The 16,559-nt window shown below is 55.5% G+C and carries 12 protein-coding genes and 1 pseudogene; 5 read left to right on the top strand and 8 right to left on the bottom strand.

All coding sequences use genetic code 11. The features are described from left to right. Window positions 1–191: 191 nt before the first annotated feature. Window positions 192–1,004: an alpha/beta fold hydrolase gene (locus H522_RS0107075; protein ID WP_026961798.1), complete on the bottom strand. Its 813-nt coding sequence runs from the start codon at window positions 1,002–1,004 to the stop codon at window positions 192–194. 284 nt (window positions 1,005–1,288) lie between these two features. On the opposite strand from H522_RS0107075, the gene H522_RS0107080 reads away from it, so the two are divergent. The 3 genes from H522_RS0107080 (at window position 1,289) to H522_RS0107095 (ending at window position 4,076) form a co-directional block, all read left to right on the top strand. Next, complete coding sequence (locus H522_RS0107080; RefSeq protein WP_035452959.1) at window positions 1,289–2,011, top strand: ThuA domain-containing protein; 723 nt, start codon at window positions 1,289–1,291, stop codon at window positions 2,009–2,011. Window positions 2,012–2,233: 222 nt separating this feature from the next. After that, window positions 2,234–3,013, top strand: a complete 780-nt coding sequence (locus H522_RS0107090) for a sugar phosphate isomerase/epimerase family protein (protein ID WP_026961800.1) — start codon at window positions 2,234–2,236, stop codon at window positions 3,011–3,013. 16 nt (window positions 3,014–3,029) lie between these two features. Then, a complete protein-coding gene (locus H522_RS0107095; RefSeq protein ID WP_026961801.1) occupies window positions 3,030–4,076 on the top strand; it encodes a Gfo/Idh/MocA family protein in 1,047 nt (348 codons plus the stop codon). A 141-nt stretch (window positions 4,077–4,217) separates the two neighbouring features. Here the strand turns inward: H522_RS0107095 and H522_RS0107100 are convergent, their stop codons facing one another. After that, window positions 4,218–5,372 carry a M20 family metallopeptidase gene (locus H522_RS0107100; RefSeq protein ID WP_026961802.1) on the bottom strand — a complete coding sequence of 385 codons (1,155 nt, stop codon included), beginning with the start codon at window positions 5,370–5,372 and terminating at the stop codon, window positions 4,218–4,220. A gap of 243 nt (window positions 5,373–5,615) precedes the next feature. On the opposite strand from H522_RS0107100, the gene H522_RS0107105 reads away from it, so the two are divergent. Together H522_RS0107105 and H522_RS18055 are read left to right on the top strand one after the other, a co-directional pair. Beyond that, complete coding sequence (locus tag H522_RS0107105; RefSeq protein ID WP_026961803.1) at window positions 5,616–6,908, top strand: MFS transporter; 1,293 nt, start codon at window positions 5,616–5,618, stop codon at window positions 6,906–6,908. Between the two features lie 101 nt (window positions 6,909–7,009). Next, window positions 7,010–8,530 carry a gluconokinase gene (locus H522_RS18055; protein WP_051343992.1) on the top strand — a complete coding sequence of 507 codons (1,521 nt, stop codon included), beginning with the start codon at window positions 7,010–7,012 and terminating at the stop codon, window positions 8,528–8,530. Window positions 8,531–8,640: 110 nt separating this feature from the next. Here the strand turns inward: H522_RS18055 and H522_RS0107115 are convergent, their stop codons facing one another. The 6 genes and pseudogenes from H522_RS0107115 to tnpB form a co-directional block, all read right to left on the bottom strand. Next, entirely contained in the window at window positions 8,641–9,657 is a 1,017-nt protein-coding gene (locus H522_RS0107115; RefSeq protein WP_026961804.1) for a LacI family DNA-binding transcriptional regulator, read from the bottom strand. A gap of 247 nt (window positions 9,658–9,904) precedes the next feature. Next, a complete protein-coding gene (locus tag H522_RS18060; RefSeq protein ID WP_051343993.1) occupies window positions 9,905–10,729 on the bottom strand; it encodes an IclR family transcriptional regulator in 825 nt (274 codons plus the stop codon). A 157-nt stretch (window positions 10,730–10,886) separates the two neighbouring features. Next, window positions 10,887–11,996 carry an FkbM family methyltransferase gene (locus H522_RS20430; protein WP_051343994.1) on the bottom strand — a complete coding sequence of 370 codons (1,110 nt, stop codon included), beginning with the start codon at window positions 11,994–11,996 and terminating at the stop codon, window positions 10,887–10,889. 28 nt (window positions 11,997–12,024) lie between these two features. Continuing rightward, the gene (locus tag H522_RS0107130; RefSeq protein ID WP_026961805.1) at window positions 12,025–13,425 is read right to left on the bottom strand and encodes a glycosyltransferase family 2 protein; all 1,401 of its coding nucleotides are present in this window, start codon (window positions 13,423–13,425) and stop codon (window positions 12,025–12,027) included. A 1,236-nt stretch (window positions 13,426–14,661) separates the two neighbouring features. After that, window positions 14,662–16,248, bottom strand: coding sequence for an IS66 family transposase (gene tnpC, locus H522_RS0107135; protein ID WP_035452990.1), 1,587 nt, complete (start codon window positions 16,246–16,248; stop codon window positions 14,662–14,664). A gap of 67 nt (window positions 16,249–16,315) precedes the next feature. Further along, window positions 16,316–16,522: pseudogene (gene tnpB, locus H522_RS18070) on the bottom strand (IS66 family insertion sequence element accessory protein TnpB); the annotation flags it as partial. Window positions 16,523–16,559 lie beyond the last annotated feature (37 nt).

Consider the following 16,559-nt stretch of genomic DNA (forward strand, 5'->3'; position numbering starts at 1 on the left):
GCACATGCACGCCGCACAAACTCTACTTTAATCCATAATTGAGCGGAGATTCAAGCATGTATGGAAGACAAGGTAACAGGGGGCGACGCCGGGCGCGCGGCCCGGTGTCGGCGGGACAAGGCAAGTGGCTCGGCGTCGCGGGGCATTGAATTTGGGGCCGGGCCACTGCGCGGACAGAGATGGGGAGTATGTCATTGGATGCGCAGCAGCTGCTCCGATTCTACGATGCCGGAAACCGCAAAGTCGTGAACGGCGCGTGCCACCATGCGCGGATCTTCCAAAGGAAGAAAGTGACCGCTACCGGGAATCGTCATCAATACGGAATCGGCAATTTCCTGATGCAAAAACATGGGGCCGGCCGGATCGACAATATGGTCTTCGGCCCCACAAAGGATCAGTGTCCGGGTGTCAATGTGGTGCACGTCCTTCGTCCGGTCAAACTGAGCGGCGGCAAGGAAATCATGATAGCTGGCCTCAAGGGACACCGCCTGGTTCTTGAACAAGGATTTCCGTAGCCGTTCAGGAGCGCCCGCAGCAAACCCCCGGCCGAGGAAGTACTCGGCATCGTAATCTCCGTGTGCCAGCCGTTGGAGAAACGTGTTCGGGACGGATAGTTTCGCGGCGGTATTGAGCAGGACGAGGCCGTCCAGCCAATCCGGCCGGTCAATCGCCAATTCCTGACCGATGGCGCCGCCCATGGAATGGCCGACGTAAATGAACCGCTGGCCGAGGTCCGGGTGCAAACGGGTGATGACTTGAACGAAATCACGGATAAACGATGCATAATCGCCCACCCGGGTTCGCGCTTCTCCCGATGATCGGTAATGTCCGGGCAGGTCGAGCAAAATCCCTTCCACGTCGCCCATCTGCGCCAAACGCGCCATCACCGGCAGCCAAAACGACGCATAGCTGCTGGCGCCATGGACAAACAGGAGCTTGTATGGCCCCGATTTATCGCCGGTACGGTCATAGAAAATGCGTTCACCCTGAACTTCACAATACATATTGAGATCCACCTCTTTGTGGCTGTACGGCTTCGTATGTGAGGACAAAACCTCAGTTTCTCACCTTACACCTCGCGCGATGGACTGGCAAATCATGAAAGCGCCCACCTAGAGATTTCCCGAAAATGGAATTCCTCAACAGGCGATATGTGTTTCGGACCATCTCTTGAAGCGGACGAGTCGCGGCCCAGTTAATGGGACGCTGGGGCAATCTAAGGGGACTTCGTGCTAGAATAGAAAGCGTTATACAAGCAGTCATTCCGCGAGAAAGTGAGGACATTATCATGGGACAATCCATCCGTGTTACCGTTTGGAATGAATTCCGCCACGAGCAGACCGATGCGAACGTGCGCGAAGTGTACCCAGAGGGTATCCATCAGACCATCGCGCGTTTCCTTGCGGAAGACGGCCATCAGGTGCGCACGGCCACTTTGGATGAACCTGAACATGGATTGACGGAAGCGGTTTTGCAGGACACCGACGTCTTGATTTGGTGGGGGCATGTAGCTCACCATGAGGTCTCCGATGAAGTGGTCGAGCGTGTGGTTCAGCGCGTTTGGCAGGGCATGGGCCTGATTGTCCTGCACTCTGGCCACTTTTCCAAAGTGTTTAAGCGCTTGATGGGAACCACTTGCGATTTGAAATGGCGTGAAGCCGGAGAGCGCGAACGTCTCTGGGTGGTCAATCCCAGCCATCCGATTGTGCGCGGCCTCGGGGAATATATTGAACTCCCACATGAAGAAATGTATGGCGAACACTTTGACGTGCCGACGCCCGATGAGGTGGTGTTCATCAGCTGGTTCCAAGGCGGTGAGGTGTTCCGAAGCGGCCTGACCTACCGGCGCGGACGTGGCAAGGTGTTTTACTTCCGGCCCGGGCACGAGACGCACCCAACGTATCACAATCCAGAGGTGCAGACCGTGATTCGCAATGCCGTACGGTGGGCTGCAGACAACGGTGGGGTCGCCCCGGTGTACGGCAATCGGAAGCCGCTAGAGTCGCTGTAATGGCCGGTGCCGGACGGCGCTGCTTCTACAGAGGAGGGGCGGCCGGCCGATTGATTGACGCTGGCTGTTCAGGATGAAGTGGTTCAGAGCCAAATGCGTAAGGACATGACCAGATACGTCATTCTCACTGGGTACGGGGTGTGGTTAAATCATAAGTACACGCCCAAACGGCAAGCGGTTTCCGCTGTCGTAGGATGCATCAGAAAGGAATGAATCTGGGTCATGTCGAGACAAGTTGCCTTGCAATTGTATTCTGTCCGGGAGCCGGCGGCCAAGGATTTCGTCGGCACTCTGCGGCAGGTTGCCGAAATCGGTTACCGAGGTGTCGAGTTTGCCGGTTACGGGGGGCTCTCGGCCGAGCAGCTGCGCGCTTTGCTGGACGAGTTGGGGCTGACCGCGGTAGGAAGCCACATCAGCTTCGACGCCCTCGAAACCCGTCTGGAAGAAGAGGTTGCGTATCTGGCGGCCATCGGCAGTCGTTATGCCGTCTGTCCGTTTTTGTCTGAGCCGCATCGGTACCAGGCAGAGAAACCGGAGGCGTGGCAGCATACACTCGACGTTTTCAATCGAGCGGGCCGTGCGTTTCAGGAAGCGGGCATTCGCTTTGGCTACCACAACCACTGGTTTGAGTTTGAGGAAAAAGTAGGCGGCGAGTGGTTGTTTGACGCCCTCTTTCGTGGCACGGATGCAGACTTGGTGTGTGTTGAGCTGGACACCTGCTGGGCGGAGCGCGCCGGTCAGAGTGCTCCCGCCTACTTGGCGCGCTACGCGGGCCGGGTGCCGCTGATTCACCTAAAGGATATTCGCCGCAGTCCTTCTGGCGAGGTAGAAACCGTTTCCCTCGGCGAGGGAGACATTAACCTCCAGGCTATCGTGGAGGCAGCCGACGCGGCCGGTGTTGAGTGGCTGATTGTCGAGCAGGACCACTCCCAGGGCGATCCGCTCGAAAGTGTAGCCAATAGTATGCGCTGGCTGCGGGAAAACAGCATCGTGGAAGACTAACAGGAGGGACACACGGGTGGCAGAAAAACTACGAGTAGGCATCATCGGAGCGGGCGGTATTGCGCAGTCGATTCACCTGCCCAATTATCAGAAGCACGCGGATTCGGTTGAGTTGGTCGCGATTGCGGACGTGGCCAAAGACCGCGCCGCCGAAGCAGCAGAAAAGTTTGGGATTCGCCATCACTTTGCGGACTATGAAGAAATGTTGCAGAAAACCGAGCTGGATGCGGTCAGCGTGTGCACCCCGAACAAGTTCCACGCTCCGGCGGCGATTGCGGCCCTGCAGGCTGGGTGCCATGTGCTGTGCGAGAAACCGCCTGCGATGACGGTGGCCGAGGCGGAGGCCATGGCCGAAGCCGCCAAGCGGGCGGGCAAGATTCTCACCTATGGTCTGCATTACCGGTATACGCCAGAGGTCTTGGCGCTCAAGCGGTTTGTGGATGCGGGTGAGCTGGGCGAGATCTATGCGGCGCGCTCACATGCTGTCCGGCGCCGCGGCATTCCAGGCTGGGGCGTGTTCACCAACAAGGAGCTGCAGGGTGGCGGGGCCTTGATTGACATCGGCGTGCACATGCTGGATACCGCCCTGCACCTGATGGGATACCCAGAGCCTGAGCTGGTTGTAGGTAGTACGTATCAAAAGCTGGGCACGCGCAAAGGGGTTGGCCTGCTCGGACAGTGGGATTGGCAGAACTTCACCGTGGAAGACATGGCGCGTGGGTTTATCCGCTTCCGCAATGGAGCCACCCTGTCTCTGGAGGCTGCGTTTGCGGCGAACGTCGAGAAGGCCGACGTGATGCAGGTACAGGTGATGGGCGTGGGAGGCGGTGCGGATGTATTTCCGCTCAAGATTTATCAGGAGAAGCAGGAGACCTTGATTGACGTCACACCGGTCTACTTGCCGAAGAAGGGCGGCCATGAGGCCGAAATCGACGCCTTTGTGGCGGCCTGCCTGGGCGGTCCAAAACCGCTGGCGACCCCGGAACAGGGCGTGACTTTGCAGAAAATCATCAACGCCATCTATGAATCGGCAGAGACCGGCGAAGCGGTACGGCTTGGCTAAACACGCCTGCAACCGGATCGAAACAACGAGCAGCCACAGGGTATTCTTGTCGGCTGCTCGTTTCACGGGGCATGAATGCGGCATGAGCGCGGTACACGGTGTTTCCCCTGCCACCGACACGGGAAGGCTTGCGCCATGGGTTCAAGCTTCGCTGATTCCTCCCTGTGAGGCTTCTAGCTGTTGCACTAAGCCAGCAAACAACGCCGCCCGTTCCACCAAACTGGGGATGAGAATGTGTTCGTGTTCGGCGTGGGGTCCATCACCTCGGGCGCCGAGGCCGTCCAAGGTCGGAACGCCCAGACCCGCGGTGAAGTTGCCATCACTGCCGCCGCCAACCGTCGCCTCGCAGAGGGACAGACCCAATTCGGCGGCCGCCGCCTGCGCCTTCTGAAACAAAGCCACCGTGGCTGGCGTGCGTTCCATCGGCGGGCGATTCAAACCCCCGCTGACTTCCAAGGAAGCCCCTGGCAAATACGGTTGCAAGTTGCGAAATACGTCCTCCATGCGACGAGCTTCCGCCATGGTCGCGACGCGGATATCAATTTCTGCCTCGGCGTAGGCAGGCACCACGTTGTCGCGTGTCCCTCCATGAACGATCCCGACATTGACCGTGGTTCCTAGCTTGTAGTTGGTCAGGTTTTGCAGGGCATCAATGTGCTTTGCCATCTCCCATACCGCGTTGACACCTTCCTCATGGTGGTTGCCGGCGTGCGCCGCAACCCCGTGGACCCGCAGTCGATAGATGAGAATCCCCTTGCGGCCGGTTTTCAGGGCTCCAGTATCCGCCTTTGCAGGTTCCATCACCAGGACCGCTTGACTCTTGCGGGCCTGTGCCTCAATCAGGGGACGTGAGCTGGGACTCCCCAGTTCTTCGTCCGATGTACATAAGAACACAAGCCGATGCTGCAGCCGGGGCGCGCTGTGAAGGAGTGCTTTGACCCCCCAGAGGGCAATGATGAGTCCGGCTTTCATGTCGAAAATTCCGGGTCCGTACAGGCGTTCCCCTTCCTGGCGCAGCGAGAGTCGGCCCGGCTCCCAAACGGTGTCAAAGTGGCCCAGGACCAACAGCGCTTCGTCACCCTGCCCCACCTCAAACCGCAGGTGATTCCCGTAGTCCGCTTCCGGGACGACCTCGGCCGCTACACCGAGGCGTTCGCGAAACAACGCCTGCAAGGTTTGGCCACAGGTGTCGACCAAGTCCTTGCGGTTCGATGGCGACTCGGCTAACACGAGCCTTTCTAGGTCTCTCTGGATGTCTGTCTGGTGATTTTCCAGATACGCGTAAGTGTTCTTCACTCGGTTTCCTCCTTGCGCAACCTGCCTTTTGAACTCCTTGGCGATGCAGGGGCCGTCGCATCGTTACCCTGATTGTATGAAAAAATAAATCGAGTTGTGGGCTTGCCGATTGAATCTTCTCCTGTTATGATAGAAAACGTTTTACGAAATCGTTTTACGTTAACGTTTTACGTGTTTGAAGCCGAGTTTTGTAGAAACTCAGGTAAGGAGAAGCTCGAGTTGTTTGGAAGGAGGAACCGCATGATGCGGCGAGGAGTGCGCTGGACGATTGCACTGGTATTGTTCTTTGGGGTTCTTATCAACTACTTTGACCGGACGAATATGTCGGTCGCGACGAAACCAATGATGGCCGAGTTCCACCTGACCACCGGTCAGATGGGGATTCTGATGTCGGCCTTTGCTTGGTCGTACGCCGCTTTGCAGATTCCGATTGGCGCGCTGCTCGACAAGGTTGGCGTCAAGTGGCTGATGCGCATTGGCACGTTGATCTGGTCGCTGGCCACTTTGATGACGGCCGTGGTCAGTGGCATGGGGCTTATCATTCTCTCACGTCTCATTTTGGGCGCGGCGGAGGCCCCGGCGTTCCCGAGCGCTTCCAAAGCGACGGGCTATTGGTTCCCCATCTCCGAGCGCGGCATTGCCACGTCTACATTTGATGCCGCTGCGAAGTTTTCAAACGTGATTGGTGCGCCGCTGGTTGCCTGGGCCGTCACGGAGTGGGGATGGCGCGGTGGATTTTTCTTAACAGCTATTTTGAGCTTCGTCTATTTTGTGGTGTACTGGATTTGGTATCGCGATCCGAAGGAACACCGTTACCTGTCTGATGAAGAGCGGCGTTACATTGAAGAAGGCGGCGCCCAAGACGAGGGCAGCGCGCCCGGCGGCACCCTGCGCAACCTGGGTTTTTTGCTCCGTCAGCGTAAAGTCTGGGGCTTGACGATAGGGTTCGCCGCCTACGGATACTCCTTTTACTTGTTTCTGACCTGGTTGCCGGGCTACCTGGAGAAACAGATGGGCATGACCGTGCTAAAGAGCAGTTTCTACACTGCAATTCCGTGGCTGATTGCCACGCTGGCCGACTTTTTCATTGGCGGTTTGTTGGTTGATGTGTTGATCCGCCGTGGCCACAACCCGACCCGCGTGCGGAAAACGCTCTTGGTCATCGGGATGATTCTCGGGTTGGCGGTCGGTGGCGCCGCTTTCACGCACAGCGCCAACGTGGCCATTATCTTCATCTCCATCGCCCTGGGCGGACTCGCTTTTGCGGCGCCGATTGGCTGGAGCATTCCGTCCCTGATTGCCCCTAAGGGAACCGTGGGTATGGTCGGCAGCATCATGAACTTTGTCAACAACCTGATGGGTATCGCAGCCCCCATCGTGACCGGGTTTATCGCGGGGGGGAGCGGATCGTTCGCCAACGGATTTTTGGTGGCGGCAGCCGTGCTCATGATTGGAATCTTGTCGTTCTTATTCCTGCTGGGTTCGATTGAGCCGATTCCGTCGCCGTACGAGGCAGAGACTGAAAACGGTCGTTAATGAAGAATCGTAAAGGTGGCGGAGAAGCCGGCACGGCCTTTGGCCGTGCTGCTTTCGTGCGTTTATTCTTTTTCGGACTACCTCTAACGGAGGGGGAGACCATGGGAGAGCAGATTTGCAGCATCGGGATTGACATCGGAACCACCTCCGTGAAGGTGATTGCGTTTGTGGACGGCAGTGAACGGGCGCGAGCCAGTCGGCGTTTGGAAATGCTGCCCGCAAAGGAGGACGGTGCTAAGGAACAAGACGTGGTTTTGATCTACCAAGCCGTGATGGACGCGCTCGGAGAGGTTCTCCATACGGTGCAACGGTTTGGGGGAGAGGTCCGGTGTATCGGCTTTAGCGCGGCCATGCACAGTCTGCTGGCTGTCGATTCTACGGGGCGGCCGCTCACAGGAGCCATGACCTGGCTGGATACGCGCGCGGATGGTGCGGCTGCGACGATTTGGACATCCAAATCGGGGCTGGGCTTGTATCAACGCACCGGTACTCCGATTCACCCGATGGCGCCCTTGCCGAAACTGGTCTGGCTGCGCCAGGCAAGGCCCGAGGTATTCGCAAAGGCGGAAAAGTTTGTTTCCATCAAGGAATGGATCTGGTTCCAGTGGTTTGGCGAGTGGGTGATTGACCAGTCCTTGGCCAGCGCCACCGGGCTGTTCGACATCCGGAAACAGGACTGGGACGAGGAAGCCCTGGGGTGGGCCGGGTTATCCCCGGAGCGGCTGAGTCGGCCGGTGCCCACCTCGTACTGCCGCCAGCCCCAGCCGGGCAGCCCGTTGGTCGAGCTGGGTCTGGGAACGGATGTGTCTGTGAATGTGGGGGCTTCAGACGGAGTGCTAGCCAACCTAGGCGCCGGCGTGATTGACAATCGCGCGATGGTGTTGACCTTGGGCACCAGCTGCGCCGTTCGGGTTGGCAGCCCGCGCCCCTTGGCAGACCCCGTGACACGCCCGTTTTCTTACATTCTAAGTGCGGATCGATACGTGGTGGGTGCCCCAAGCAACAGTGGCGGTGTGGTTTTGGAACATGTACACCGCCGTCTTTGCACGATGTCGGGAGAGCCCCCGATGTCATTGTCGGGCGCCCTCGCGCGAGCCGGTCAGGTGGAGACCGGTTCTCTACTCTACCTTCCGTACGTCGCTGGCGAACGCGCACCGCTGTGGAACGCCAACGCGACGGGGGCGGTGCTCGGGTTGACCACCGAACACCGCGGGGAACACATCCTGCGCGCGGCCGTGGAAGGCATCCTGCTCAATGCGTACTGGATGGCTGCTCGTTTGATGGAGGAAGTGGGACGACCAGAGCGTTTGATTGTCTGTGGAAAGCTGTTCGACCTGTCTTGGACACGAAAGCTCGCGGCCGACGTGTTTGGGCTGCCGGTAGAGACCGCCGACGCCGCCGACGCCTCGACTTTAGGCGCCGTTCGCCTGGCGGAGATAAGCAACGGGATGCGCGACTGGGCGGACGTGTCTGCTCCCGCACCGAGCGTTGTCAACCTCCCGGACGACGCACAACATGCGCGGTGGAACGGACAGCTCCAGCGCTTTCAAGAGGCAGCGCGGGCTCTGAGACTTCTGCCACAGGAGAGCGGCCGTCAGAGTCCGGATGGCACGTGCAAGTAAGGTTAAAGGTTTGCGTAGGTCTTCGCGCGGCGCCACCGGGCAACTCCAGTTCATCCGCGGCCACCGCGGGCACTTCCCGTCTTGAAAAGCCACCGGACGGTCCCTGCATTTCACCTCAAGTCAGCGGACGCCCGCCAGACCAAATCGGACGCAAACACCTGTAGGCTGGCGGGGGATGGGTTCTCGCCGGCGCGGGCCGAAAGAACGATGTCGGCCGCGCAGGCGCCGATAGCGGCGGTGGGCTGGCGCACACAGGTCAGCGGTGGAGAGGCCACGTGTGCCCAATCGGGATCGTCAAAGGTGGCGATGCCCAGCTCTTGCGGCACCGCCAAACCGAGTTGTTTGAGGTGTGGGTACAGTTCCAGCATGACGAGGCCGTTGGCGGTGTACACAGCCTGCGGCCCGCAAGATGTCTTTCCTGGTTTCAGCATGGTGGCGGCGTCCTGCATACTCCGCGGGTCGCCACGGCGCACCCAGGCCACCCACGGTTCTCGGTGGTGACGCTGACAGCTGGCGGTGTATCCATTTAATCGATCCGTACGTGTGCTAATGCCTTCCAGCGGCTCGGTCACGTACAAGACCCGTTCGTACCCGGCTTCGAACAACGCATCGACCAGTTGTTCGGAAGCCTCGTGGTTGTTGGTGATGACATTGTGCGCCTTGGCCACGGGAAACTGACGGTCGACAATCACGACCGGCAGCCGGTTCGCCAGGTCGGCCAATAGGTCATTGTTGTCCCCGTTTGTTTGAATGACCAAACCCTCCACCTGGTGCGTCCAAACGGTTTCCAGGAGTGCCCGTTCCCGGGTGGCGTCGCCGCCGCTCTCGTAGACCATGAGGCTGCAACCCGCCCGTTGCAAGGCATCGGAGAGGGCGCGGATAACCCCGATACAAAACGGATAGCCTAGGTTGACGACGATGGCGGCCACGCTGTGGCTCGCCCCGCGCAACCCCTGCGCCAGCTTATTGGGACGATAGCCGAGCTCTTGGATAACCTGGCCAATCCGCTGCCGAGTGGCTTCGCTCATCGCGTCGTACTGCTGATTCAGGTACCGGGAGACGGTGGTGATGGAAACTCCGGCGGCTTTGGCCACATCCTTGATAGTAACCCGTGTTTGCAGACGCATTCCAACACCCCGACAGTTCTGCATCCCCTAGTTCTGCATCCAGGCCGCAAGTCCTCCTCGCAGCATCAATTCGACTGTCTCCAGTATAGCGCATGTAGAATGCGTCGGCACCGTTGAGCGCGGGATGCGGTTGGAGGAAGGGGGGACTCCGACTGTTCCAGCTTCTATCCAAGCCGCCGCAAGTTTTGGCCGCGGGGTGTGTTGGTCCGGGTGCCTCAATGTCTCAGCAAGCACGTCCTCCCGTGGACTAGCGCCGACGGACGTAGTAGCCCAATCGTTTAGAGATTTCCGCCCCGACGTCAATCAGTTGACGCGCAAACGCGTCCACCTTGTTGGGGGTAAAGCGGTAGGTCGGGCCCACCACCGTCACGGCGCCGATGACGCGGCGTGTGTAGTCGCGGACCGGGACCGCCACCGAGGAGACGCCATCGCGCAGCTCCCCTTCGCTGGTGGCGAATCCTTTTTGGCGAATCTCCTCTAGGTGCTGGTGTAACCGAACGGGGTCCGTGATGGTGGTGCGGGTGTAGCGGGTTAAACCACGGCGGATGACCTCGTCAATCATCTCCTTGTCCTGAAAGGCGAGAATCGCCTTGCCGGAACTGGTGCAGTGGAGCGGGTTTTTACGTCCCAGGTGAGTGAGCATAGGGACCGGGTGTTTGGACTCAATCTTGCTCACATAGACCGTGTTAAACCCTTCGAGCACCGCCAGGTGGACGGTTTCGTCGAACCGATTGACGAAACTCTCCAAGAGGTGCTGGCCCTCGCGATAGATTTCCAAATTGGACATGAGGATGCCGCCCAGGGTAAGGACAGATAGACCGAGTCGGTACCTGCGCGTGGTCTCGTCCTTGCGGACGAAACCGCTTTCCTCAAGGGTGACCAAAATCCGGTGCACGGTGCTTTTGCCCACGCCAAGGCGCTGGGCAATCTCGGTCACACCCAGTTCCGGCTCTTCCATGGAAAAGCACTGCAACACGCGCAGCGCCGTCGTGAGGGAACTGAGTGTCTTGGAGTGTCCCCGCGCGCGGGCAGGTGCGTGCTCTTGTTTCCGTGCGTCTCGCTCATCCAGCATAGGTACCACCAACTCTTGGCGAAGGCGCTTGCAGACATTCCAACGCCAATGATTTATCCAAGTAGCTCACTGGAATTTGGGCTCGTGACCTTGTGGGCACATCCGGAATGAAAAGAAGTAAAGATGAGCCTGTTTGCGGTGTCCTGAGGTGCCACATTCAAGATCGAGTTGCATACAAGACCGTCTCATAAACGTATTTCGGGTGGTGATGACCCAAATATAGTTTGTACTGTGGATACATTTTCTTAAGCATCTGCGGAATGGATAATAGGTGTTTTACATCATGGTAGACGCATATGGATAACGCAGGACTGTGTCGGTCAATAGTTTCTTGACATCCCAAAAGGACTTCCGGCTCAGCTCCTTCAACATCTAACTTTACGTAGTCGCATTTCTTTACACGTTCCTTTGCCATGAAATCGTCGATTGAGATAGCTCTAACTGTTATTTCTCCTCGCAGAGATAACTTGTTGGATGAGGGGTCGATACTTTGCATAAACTTCAGTGTATCCGTTTTAGACCACAACGCAAAATTTAGTGGAATTACACGATCAGTCAATCCAGCATGTTCCAGGTTCTTAATAAGGCGTATATACGTATCTGGGCTAGGCTCAAATGAATAGATCAGACATTGCCCCAATGTGGCTTGATAAAATATCTTTGCGGAATCACCGTCATATGCTCCACCATCGATGATAACAGGATTAGGCGAGAGCTTAATACTAGGGTGCAGATATTGAGAATAGGGGGTATAGGGAATAAATGATCCATTACCGGAAATCCTTAATAAAATAACGTTTAAATATATCGACCTAGATAAGTCATCGTTAAGCAATAGATACGTTTCCCGAATATCGCCTAGGCCGTTCTCTATGAGTCTATGTAGACTTTTTCCCCTATCGTATAAAATAGGGGATGGCATGGCACAACAACAGGAGAACAGATGCGCGCGTAACTGCCCCATATCCTTGAGGAGCTTCAACCGATTAGCTGCAATATAATGCGGCTCATAGTTACGGGCCGAGATGACTAAGATGTCTCTTGGTTCCGACTCACATAGTTCCAATGCTGTTTCATACGTGCTTTTAACTTCTATACCAAATATGTCTAGATACCATTTCACAAAATCAATTTCATCTTTGTTGCCAAATACGACGACAGGCCTTGATCTGTTCCTCTCTATAAATTGGATAACAGTTGAGATGCTACCCAAGCGCTCCGGCCTAACCAGCGACTCAAATTCTGCCCACTCAATATGCCTTGCCACGATTAACCACCTGCGCAAATGTGATGACTCACTGAGTGTATCTCGATTTACGGATATTAAACACAACATGCGTTCCGAGATTTTTAACTTTCACATCGATGTTTGTATCGCGCTTCATTCTTGCTTTAATCAACTTGTTGACACTTGCGAAAGCAATCCACTGATCCAGGGATCTGTCCCTAGAACGAGCAAATACGTCTATACTAAAAACAAGAACGGTTTGTTTGCCTATCCGAGTTAGTTCAGCTAAAATGAGGTTAAATACTTCTTCATTGAATAGCCTAATATAGTCCGTAACAATTACCACATCAAAGGTATCTGTCGCGAATGGAGTGTTTAATCCAATGAAACAACTAACAACTACCTTATCTGCTCTAGACATCAATTTTCTGTATGTGCCATAATTCGGAGTCATTGCGTGTGTTATGCCAAGATTTTGAGCAATATCTATGCTCCAGACACCAACGGCCAACGATGACGTAGACTCTTTTACATATTTGGACGCTATATAGTTAACGGTTTCCTGAGGAATACCAGGCACACATTCGTCGAGCGCGAGTATCTTTAGTTTTGCTAAAAACTGATTAACTAGATACCCCCGCCTGATTACACTAAAAATCTCGCTTTCTAATGTCGAGTATTTCTTATGAAACCGTAGCATATTTTCTCTACTGGACTTTTGCTTTGTTAGTGTTGTTTCATGGCTAGGATGGGGGATGTGAATCGCCCAAGCTTCTCGTTCTACGGAGAACTTCGTACCTACCTGTTGCAAGCGATAACAAAGGTCGATATCTTCTCCTCCCCATGTTAGAAAACTCTCATCAAATCCGCCTATTTCCTTAAATAATTTAGAGGATGTTGTCAAGCAATGAGTCCATCCAAATATCCATGGAGCTTCTAGAATGTCAAGGTTATCTTCAACCGCCGTAAATATTCCTTCTCTTTCATCTCTCCAGTCTGGCAATCTTTTAAGCACGGCTGCGTACCGTTCAATATTTGTTGGCTCTATCCCGTGTAACTTACTTACGGAGTCACTGTTATACGGAGCCGAGTGACCTAGTACATAGTGAAAAAGGGTTCTCAAATCGTTTGCCTGGAGACGATTCGAGACTGTGTTTATAAAATGGGTAGGGACAATAACCCCACTATCGAGAAATACCAATATTTTACCGGTAGTGCGTAAAGCACCAAAATTACGTGCACGTGCACGGCTGGACATAGTGTCCCTTGGTAGGTAGTAATATTTAAAGTTAGGTATAAGGTTCTCATAGCTCGATACTATACTTTGAGTGTTGTCATCGGATCCATCATCAACGACTACCACCTCGTAAGTGAGATTCGAATTCATGACCTGAGCTGCCAGGAAGGTCAGTGTATACTTGATATACCGACCCATGTTGTAAGTTGGAACAACCACTGAGACGTCCATAGATCTAACACCTCTTGATCATATGAACTAAAGGACCTGAGATGCTGCATCAGGCTGTGAGCCCATTTGTGCCATGGAACTTAACCGTGTCCGTTGCAAAATTCTGAGGTTCGACTGTCATGCAAGGGTTCGTGTCTAGCGTTATTCGTTCCCATCATCTCTTCTGGGTTATGCTTCATGTTTTAGAAACAGAAATGTGAGATCTGAAATATTCTGGAGGATAATACACCGTCTCGCACGTTAAGTGTGAACACACACACAAAGTTTGGTGGCTCTCAACTTCTCCACACCTTAACATAAGTGTCTACTGAGTCGGTGCAGGTTAGGAGCACTTTCATGACTGGGCGAACGTGCTCCAACAGATGTTCTCCCAAAGGCCTTTCTCTATTAACGACGTCTTCACACAACTTCAAAGTGTCGATCATCCCCGAGCATTCGCTCCATATCTCTATACTACCAGATCCCCTCAACATTTTCAGCGTAGCTATAAGCAGTATTCAGCAATGTGGCTACTCCGTTAGCTCAGCTTCCGTAGAGGTACGAACATGCTTTTGGTAGAATGGGTTTGAATTCCTGAAAGCGGTGAGAGTGATGAAACAGCAGTACATGAACCTTAGACTTTTTCAACGGAACGTTCCGTTGCTCGGCATGTAGGCACGACAAGAATTACAAGATTTCGAATCGACTGCTGTTCGGTGTACGGCCTGTGGGCACTAGATATCACGGACGGCAGGTAAGATAATTTATAAGACGCGGACCCCATTGACCGTCTCGTTTTGGGCATTATTACTTGTTGCCCATGATATACGTGGCATTTCTGCCCTGGCGCTCTTCCCGTGAATTGGACTTCAGATATAAAACCGGATGGCTCCTGTTACACAAGCTCTGCCGCGCTATGCGTACGCGCGAGGAAGAGTACGTCCTAGCCGGCATCGCGGGAATGGACGAAGCCTACTTTGGCGGTCCCGGTGAAGAACCGTAAGCGTAAGACTCCTCACAGCGCGCCTAGCAAAGCTAGGCACAACTAGCCGGTGGAAGTCCGGTCGAGGTAGGGGCCAGACCGCCTCGTAGCTAGCAGGCACCTGGTGGTGAGAGCCTAAGGGTGAAGCCCTGTGAAAAGCCCGAATGGGTGTAAGCGTAAGACTCCTCACACCTTGTGCTTGTCCGGACTTAGGCGAGAGTAGTCTACAGCAACAATCAACCCCGCCAGGGAACCCAGCGGGGCGATTTCTCATGCTATCCTTTTTTTCCACGTCTCCGGATTCGTTCCGGCAGACGCTCCGACCACGGCAGCAAGTCGTCCATCGCTGCCGGGTCATCTGTTCGGATGTTGGGCAGCCGCTCGAATAGGTACTCCAGGTACAAGTACGGGTCCAGGCCGTTCTCCTTGGCCGTCTCCACCAGGCTGTACGCGATGGAGCTCGCCCTTGCCCCGCGCGGCGTATTCGCAAACAGGAAGTTCTTACGTCCTATCACAAATCGTTTGATGGATCGCTCGCTCCGGTTGTTGTCCAACTCCAGATGGCCGTCCTGCAGGTACACCACCAGCTTCGGCCACTGGTTCAGGCAATACGAAATCGCCTTGCCCAAGGCACTCTTGGGCACCACCTGTCCGCTCTGCTCCTGAAGCCATGCCAAAAACTCGTCAAGCACCGGCCGACTCAGCCTCTGCCGTTCGGTACGACGTTCCTCCGGGGTTGTGTCTTTCAATGCACGTTCGATTTTGAACAGCCGGTTGCAGTACTCAAGCCCAATCCGGGCGGCTGTTGGTTTTTTCCGTTCCGCTGTTGGCAACACCTTGAGTGCCTCGTCAAACTTGCGCCTCGCGTGTGCCCAGCACCCCACCAAGGTGACGCCCTTGATACCGTGGTATCCGCTGTACCCATCCACATGCAGGTACCCCTTAAATCCCTCCAGGAACCTCCTTGGGTGCTCCCTCGAACGGGTCTCCTGATAGTCGAATAGCACGATAGGGGGACCATCCCGGCCGCTGCGGTACAGCCACATGTACGACTCCGACTCGGCCGCCCGTCCCGGCTCGTGCAGCACCTGCAACGTCGTCTCGTCCGCGTGCAGGTACGTGCGGGAAAGCAGCTCCTCGTGCAGTCGCTCATACACCAAGCTAAGCCACCGTGTCGTGCCCAGCACAACCCAGTTGGCCAGGGTTTGCCGTGTCAGCTGCAAGCCGTGTCTAGAGAAGTGTTGCTCCTGCCGGTATAGTGGCAATCCGTCCACGTATTTCTTGTCAATCACATGCGCCAGCATCGAGGCGGACGCTAGACTACCCGGAATCGGAGGCTTGGGCATCTGCGCTTTCACCATCGGTGTTTCGGTCCCATGCTTGTCGCACGGTCGACACGCGTATTTATACTGTACATGTTCGACCAACACCGTTTGAGCCGGGATGTGCTTGAGCTCACGACGAACCTCAGTGCCCACCTCGTCCATGACTACGTGACAGCAGGAACAGATCCGCTCTTCCTCCGACAAACGGTATTCAATCCGCTCGACAGGCAGATCTGCAAGCATGGCCTCTCGCTGGCCAGGCTGTTTCTTGCGTCGTTGATACGTAACCGTCTCGACAGTGGGTTCCTCTGCCTCTGGCTGCGCCTCCGCCTCGGCCTCGTTAAACACCAGATCCAATCGAACCTGGTTTTCCATCGTGCGTTCGCTGGATTTCCCGAACTGCCGATGGCGAGCCAGGCGAAGCTCTTCCAACAACAGCTTCACCTGCTTTTTCAGTTCCGCGTTTTCCCGCTCCAGCGCTTCGTAGCGCTCCTGCAGGGATTCCGGTTGGTGGGTGGTCACCTTCGTCGTGTTCATCATGCAAAAGGATTTCGACACGGCCGTCGAAATCCCTTGACAGATCCTTCTGAGTTTACCGGTTCCCTTACACCACTTTTTTCGCGGTTACTCTCCGGTGTGCCTTTGGCTGGTGGGGTGGCAGTCCGTCCAACAGCCAGTTCAGCTCTCGGCGGCTGATGACGACGGTTTTGCCATCGCTGGCGTCTGGCCATTGAAACCGGCCTCGTTCCAGCCGCCGATAATATAGCCAGAAGCCGTTGTGCTCCCAGTACAGGATCTTCAATTTGTCCCGTTCCCGGTGTCGGGTAAGTCGGTGGCCTTACGGCCAC

The organism is Alicyclobacillus herbarius DSM 13609, from assembly GCF_000430585.1.
Lineage (GTDB): Bacteria > Bacillota > Bacilli > Alicyclobacillales > Alicyclobacillaceae > Alicyclobacillus_G > Alicyclobacillus_G herbarius.

Bases quoted from the DNA above. Each gene is read 5' to 3' on its own strand.
- H522_RS0107080 (WP_035452959.1), top strand. From the start codon at position 1,289: ATGGGACAATCCATCCGTGTTACCGTTTGGAATGAATTCCGCCACGAG.
- tnpC (WP_035452990.1), bottom strand. From the start codon at position 16,248: ATGAACACGACGAAGGTGACCACCCACCAACCGGAATCCCTGCAGGAG.
- H522_RS0107090 (WP_026961800.1), top strand. From the start codon at position 2,234: ATGTCGAGACAAGTTGCCTTGCAATTGTATTCTGTCCGGGAGCCGGCG.
- H522_RS18060 (WP_051343993.1), bottom strand. From the start codon at position 10,729: ATGCTGGATGAGCGAGACGCACGGAAACAAGAGCACGCACCTGCCCGC.
- H522_RS0107105 (WP_026961803.1), top strand. From the start codon at position 5,616: ATGCGGCGAGGAGTGCGCTGGACGATTGCACTGGTATTGTTCTTTGGG.
- H522_RS0107115 (WP_026961804.1), bottom strand. From the start codon at position 9,657: ATGCGTCTGCAAACACGGGTTACTATCAAGGATGTGGCCAAAGCCGCC.
- H522_RS0107075 (WP_026961798.1), bottom strand. From the start codon at position 1,004: ATGTATTGTGAAGTTCAGGGTGAACGCATTTTCTATGACCGTACCGGC.
- H522_RS18055 (WP_051343992.1), top strand. From the start codon at position 7,010: ATGGGAGAGCAGATTTGCAGCATCGGGATTGACATCGGAACCACCTCC.
- H522_RS0107130 (WP_026961805.1), bottom strand. From the start codon at position 13,425: ATGGACGTCTCAGTGGTTGTTCCAACTTACAACATGGGTCGGTATATC.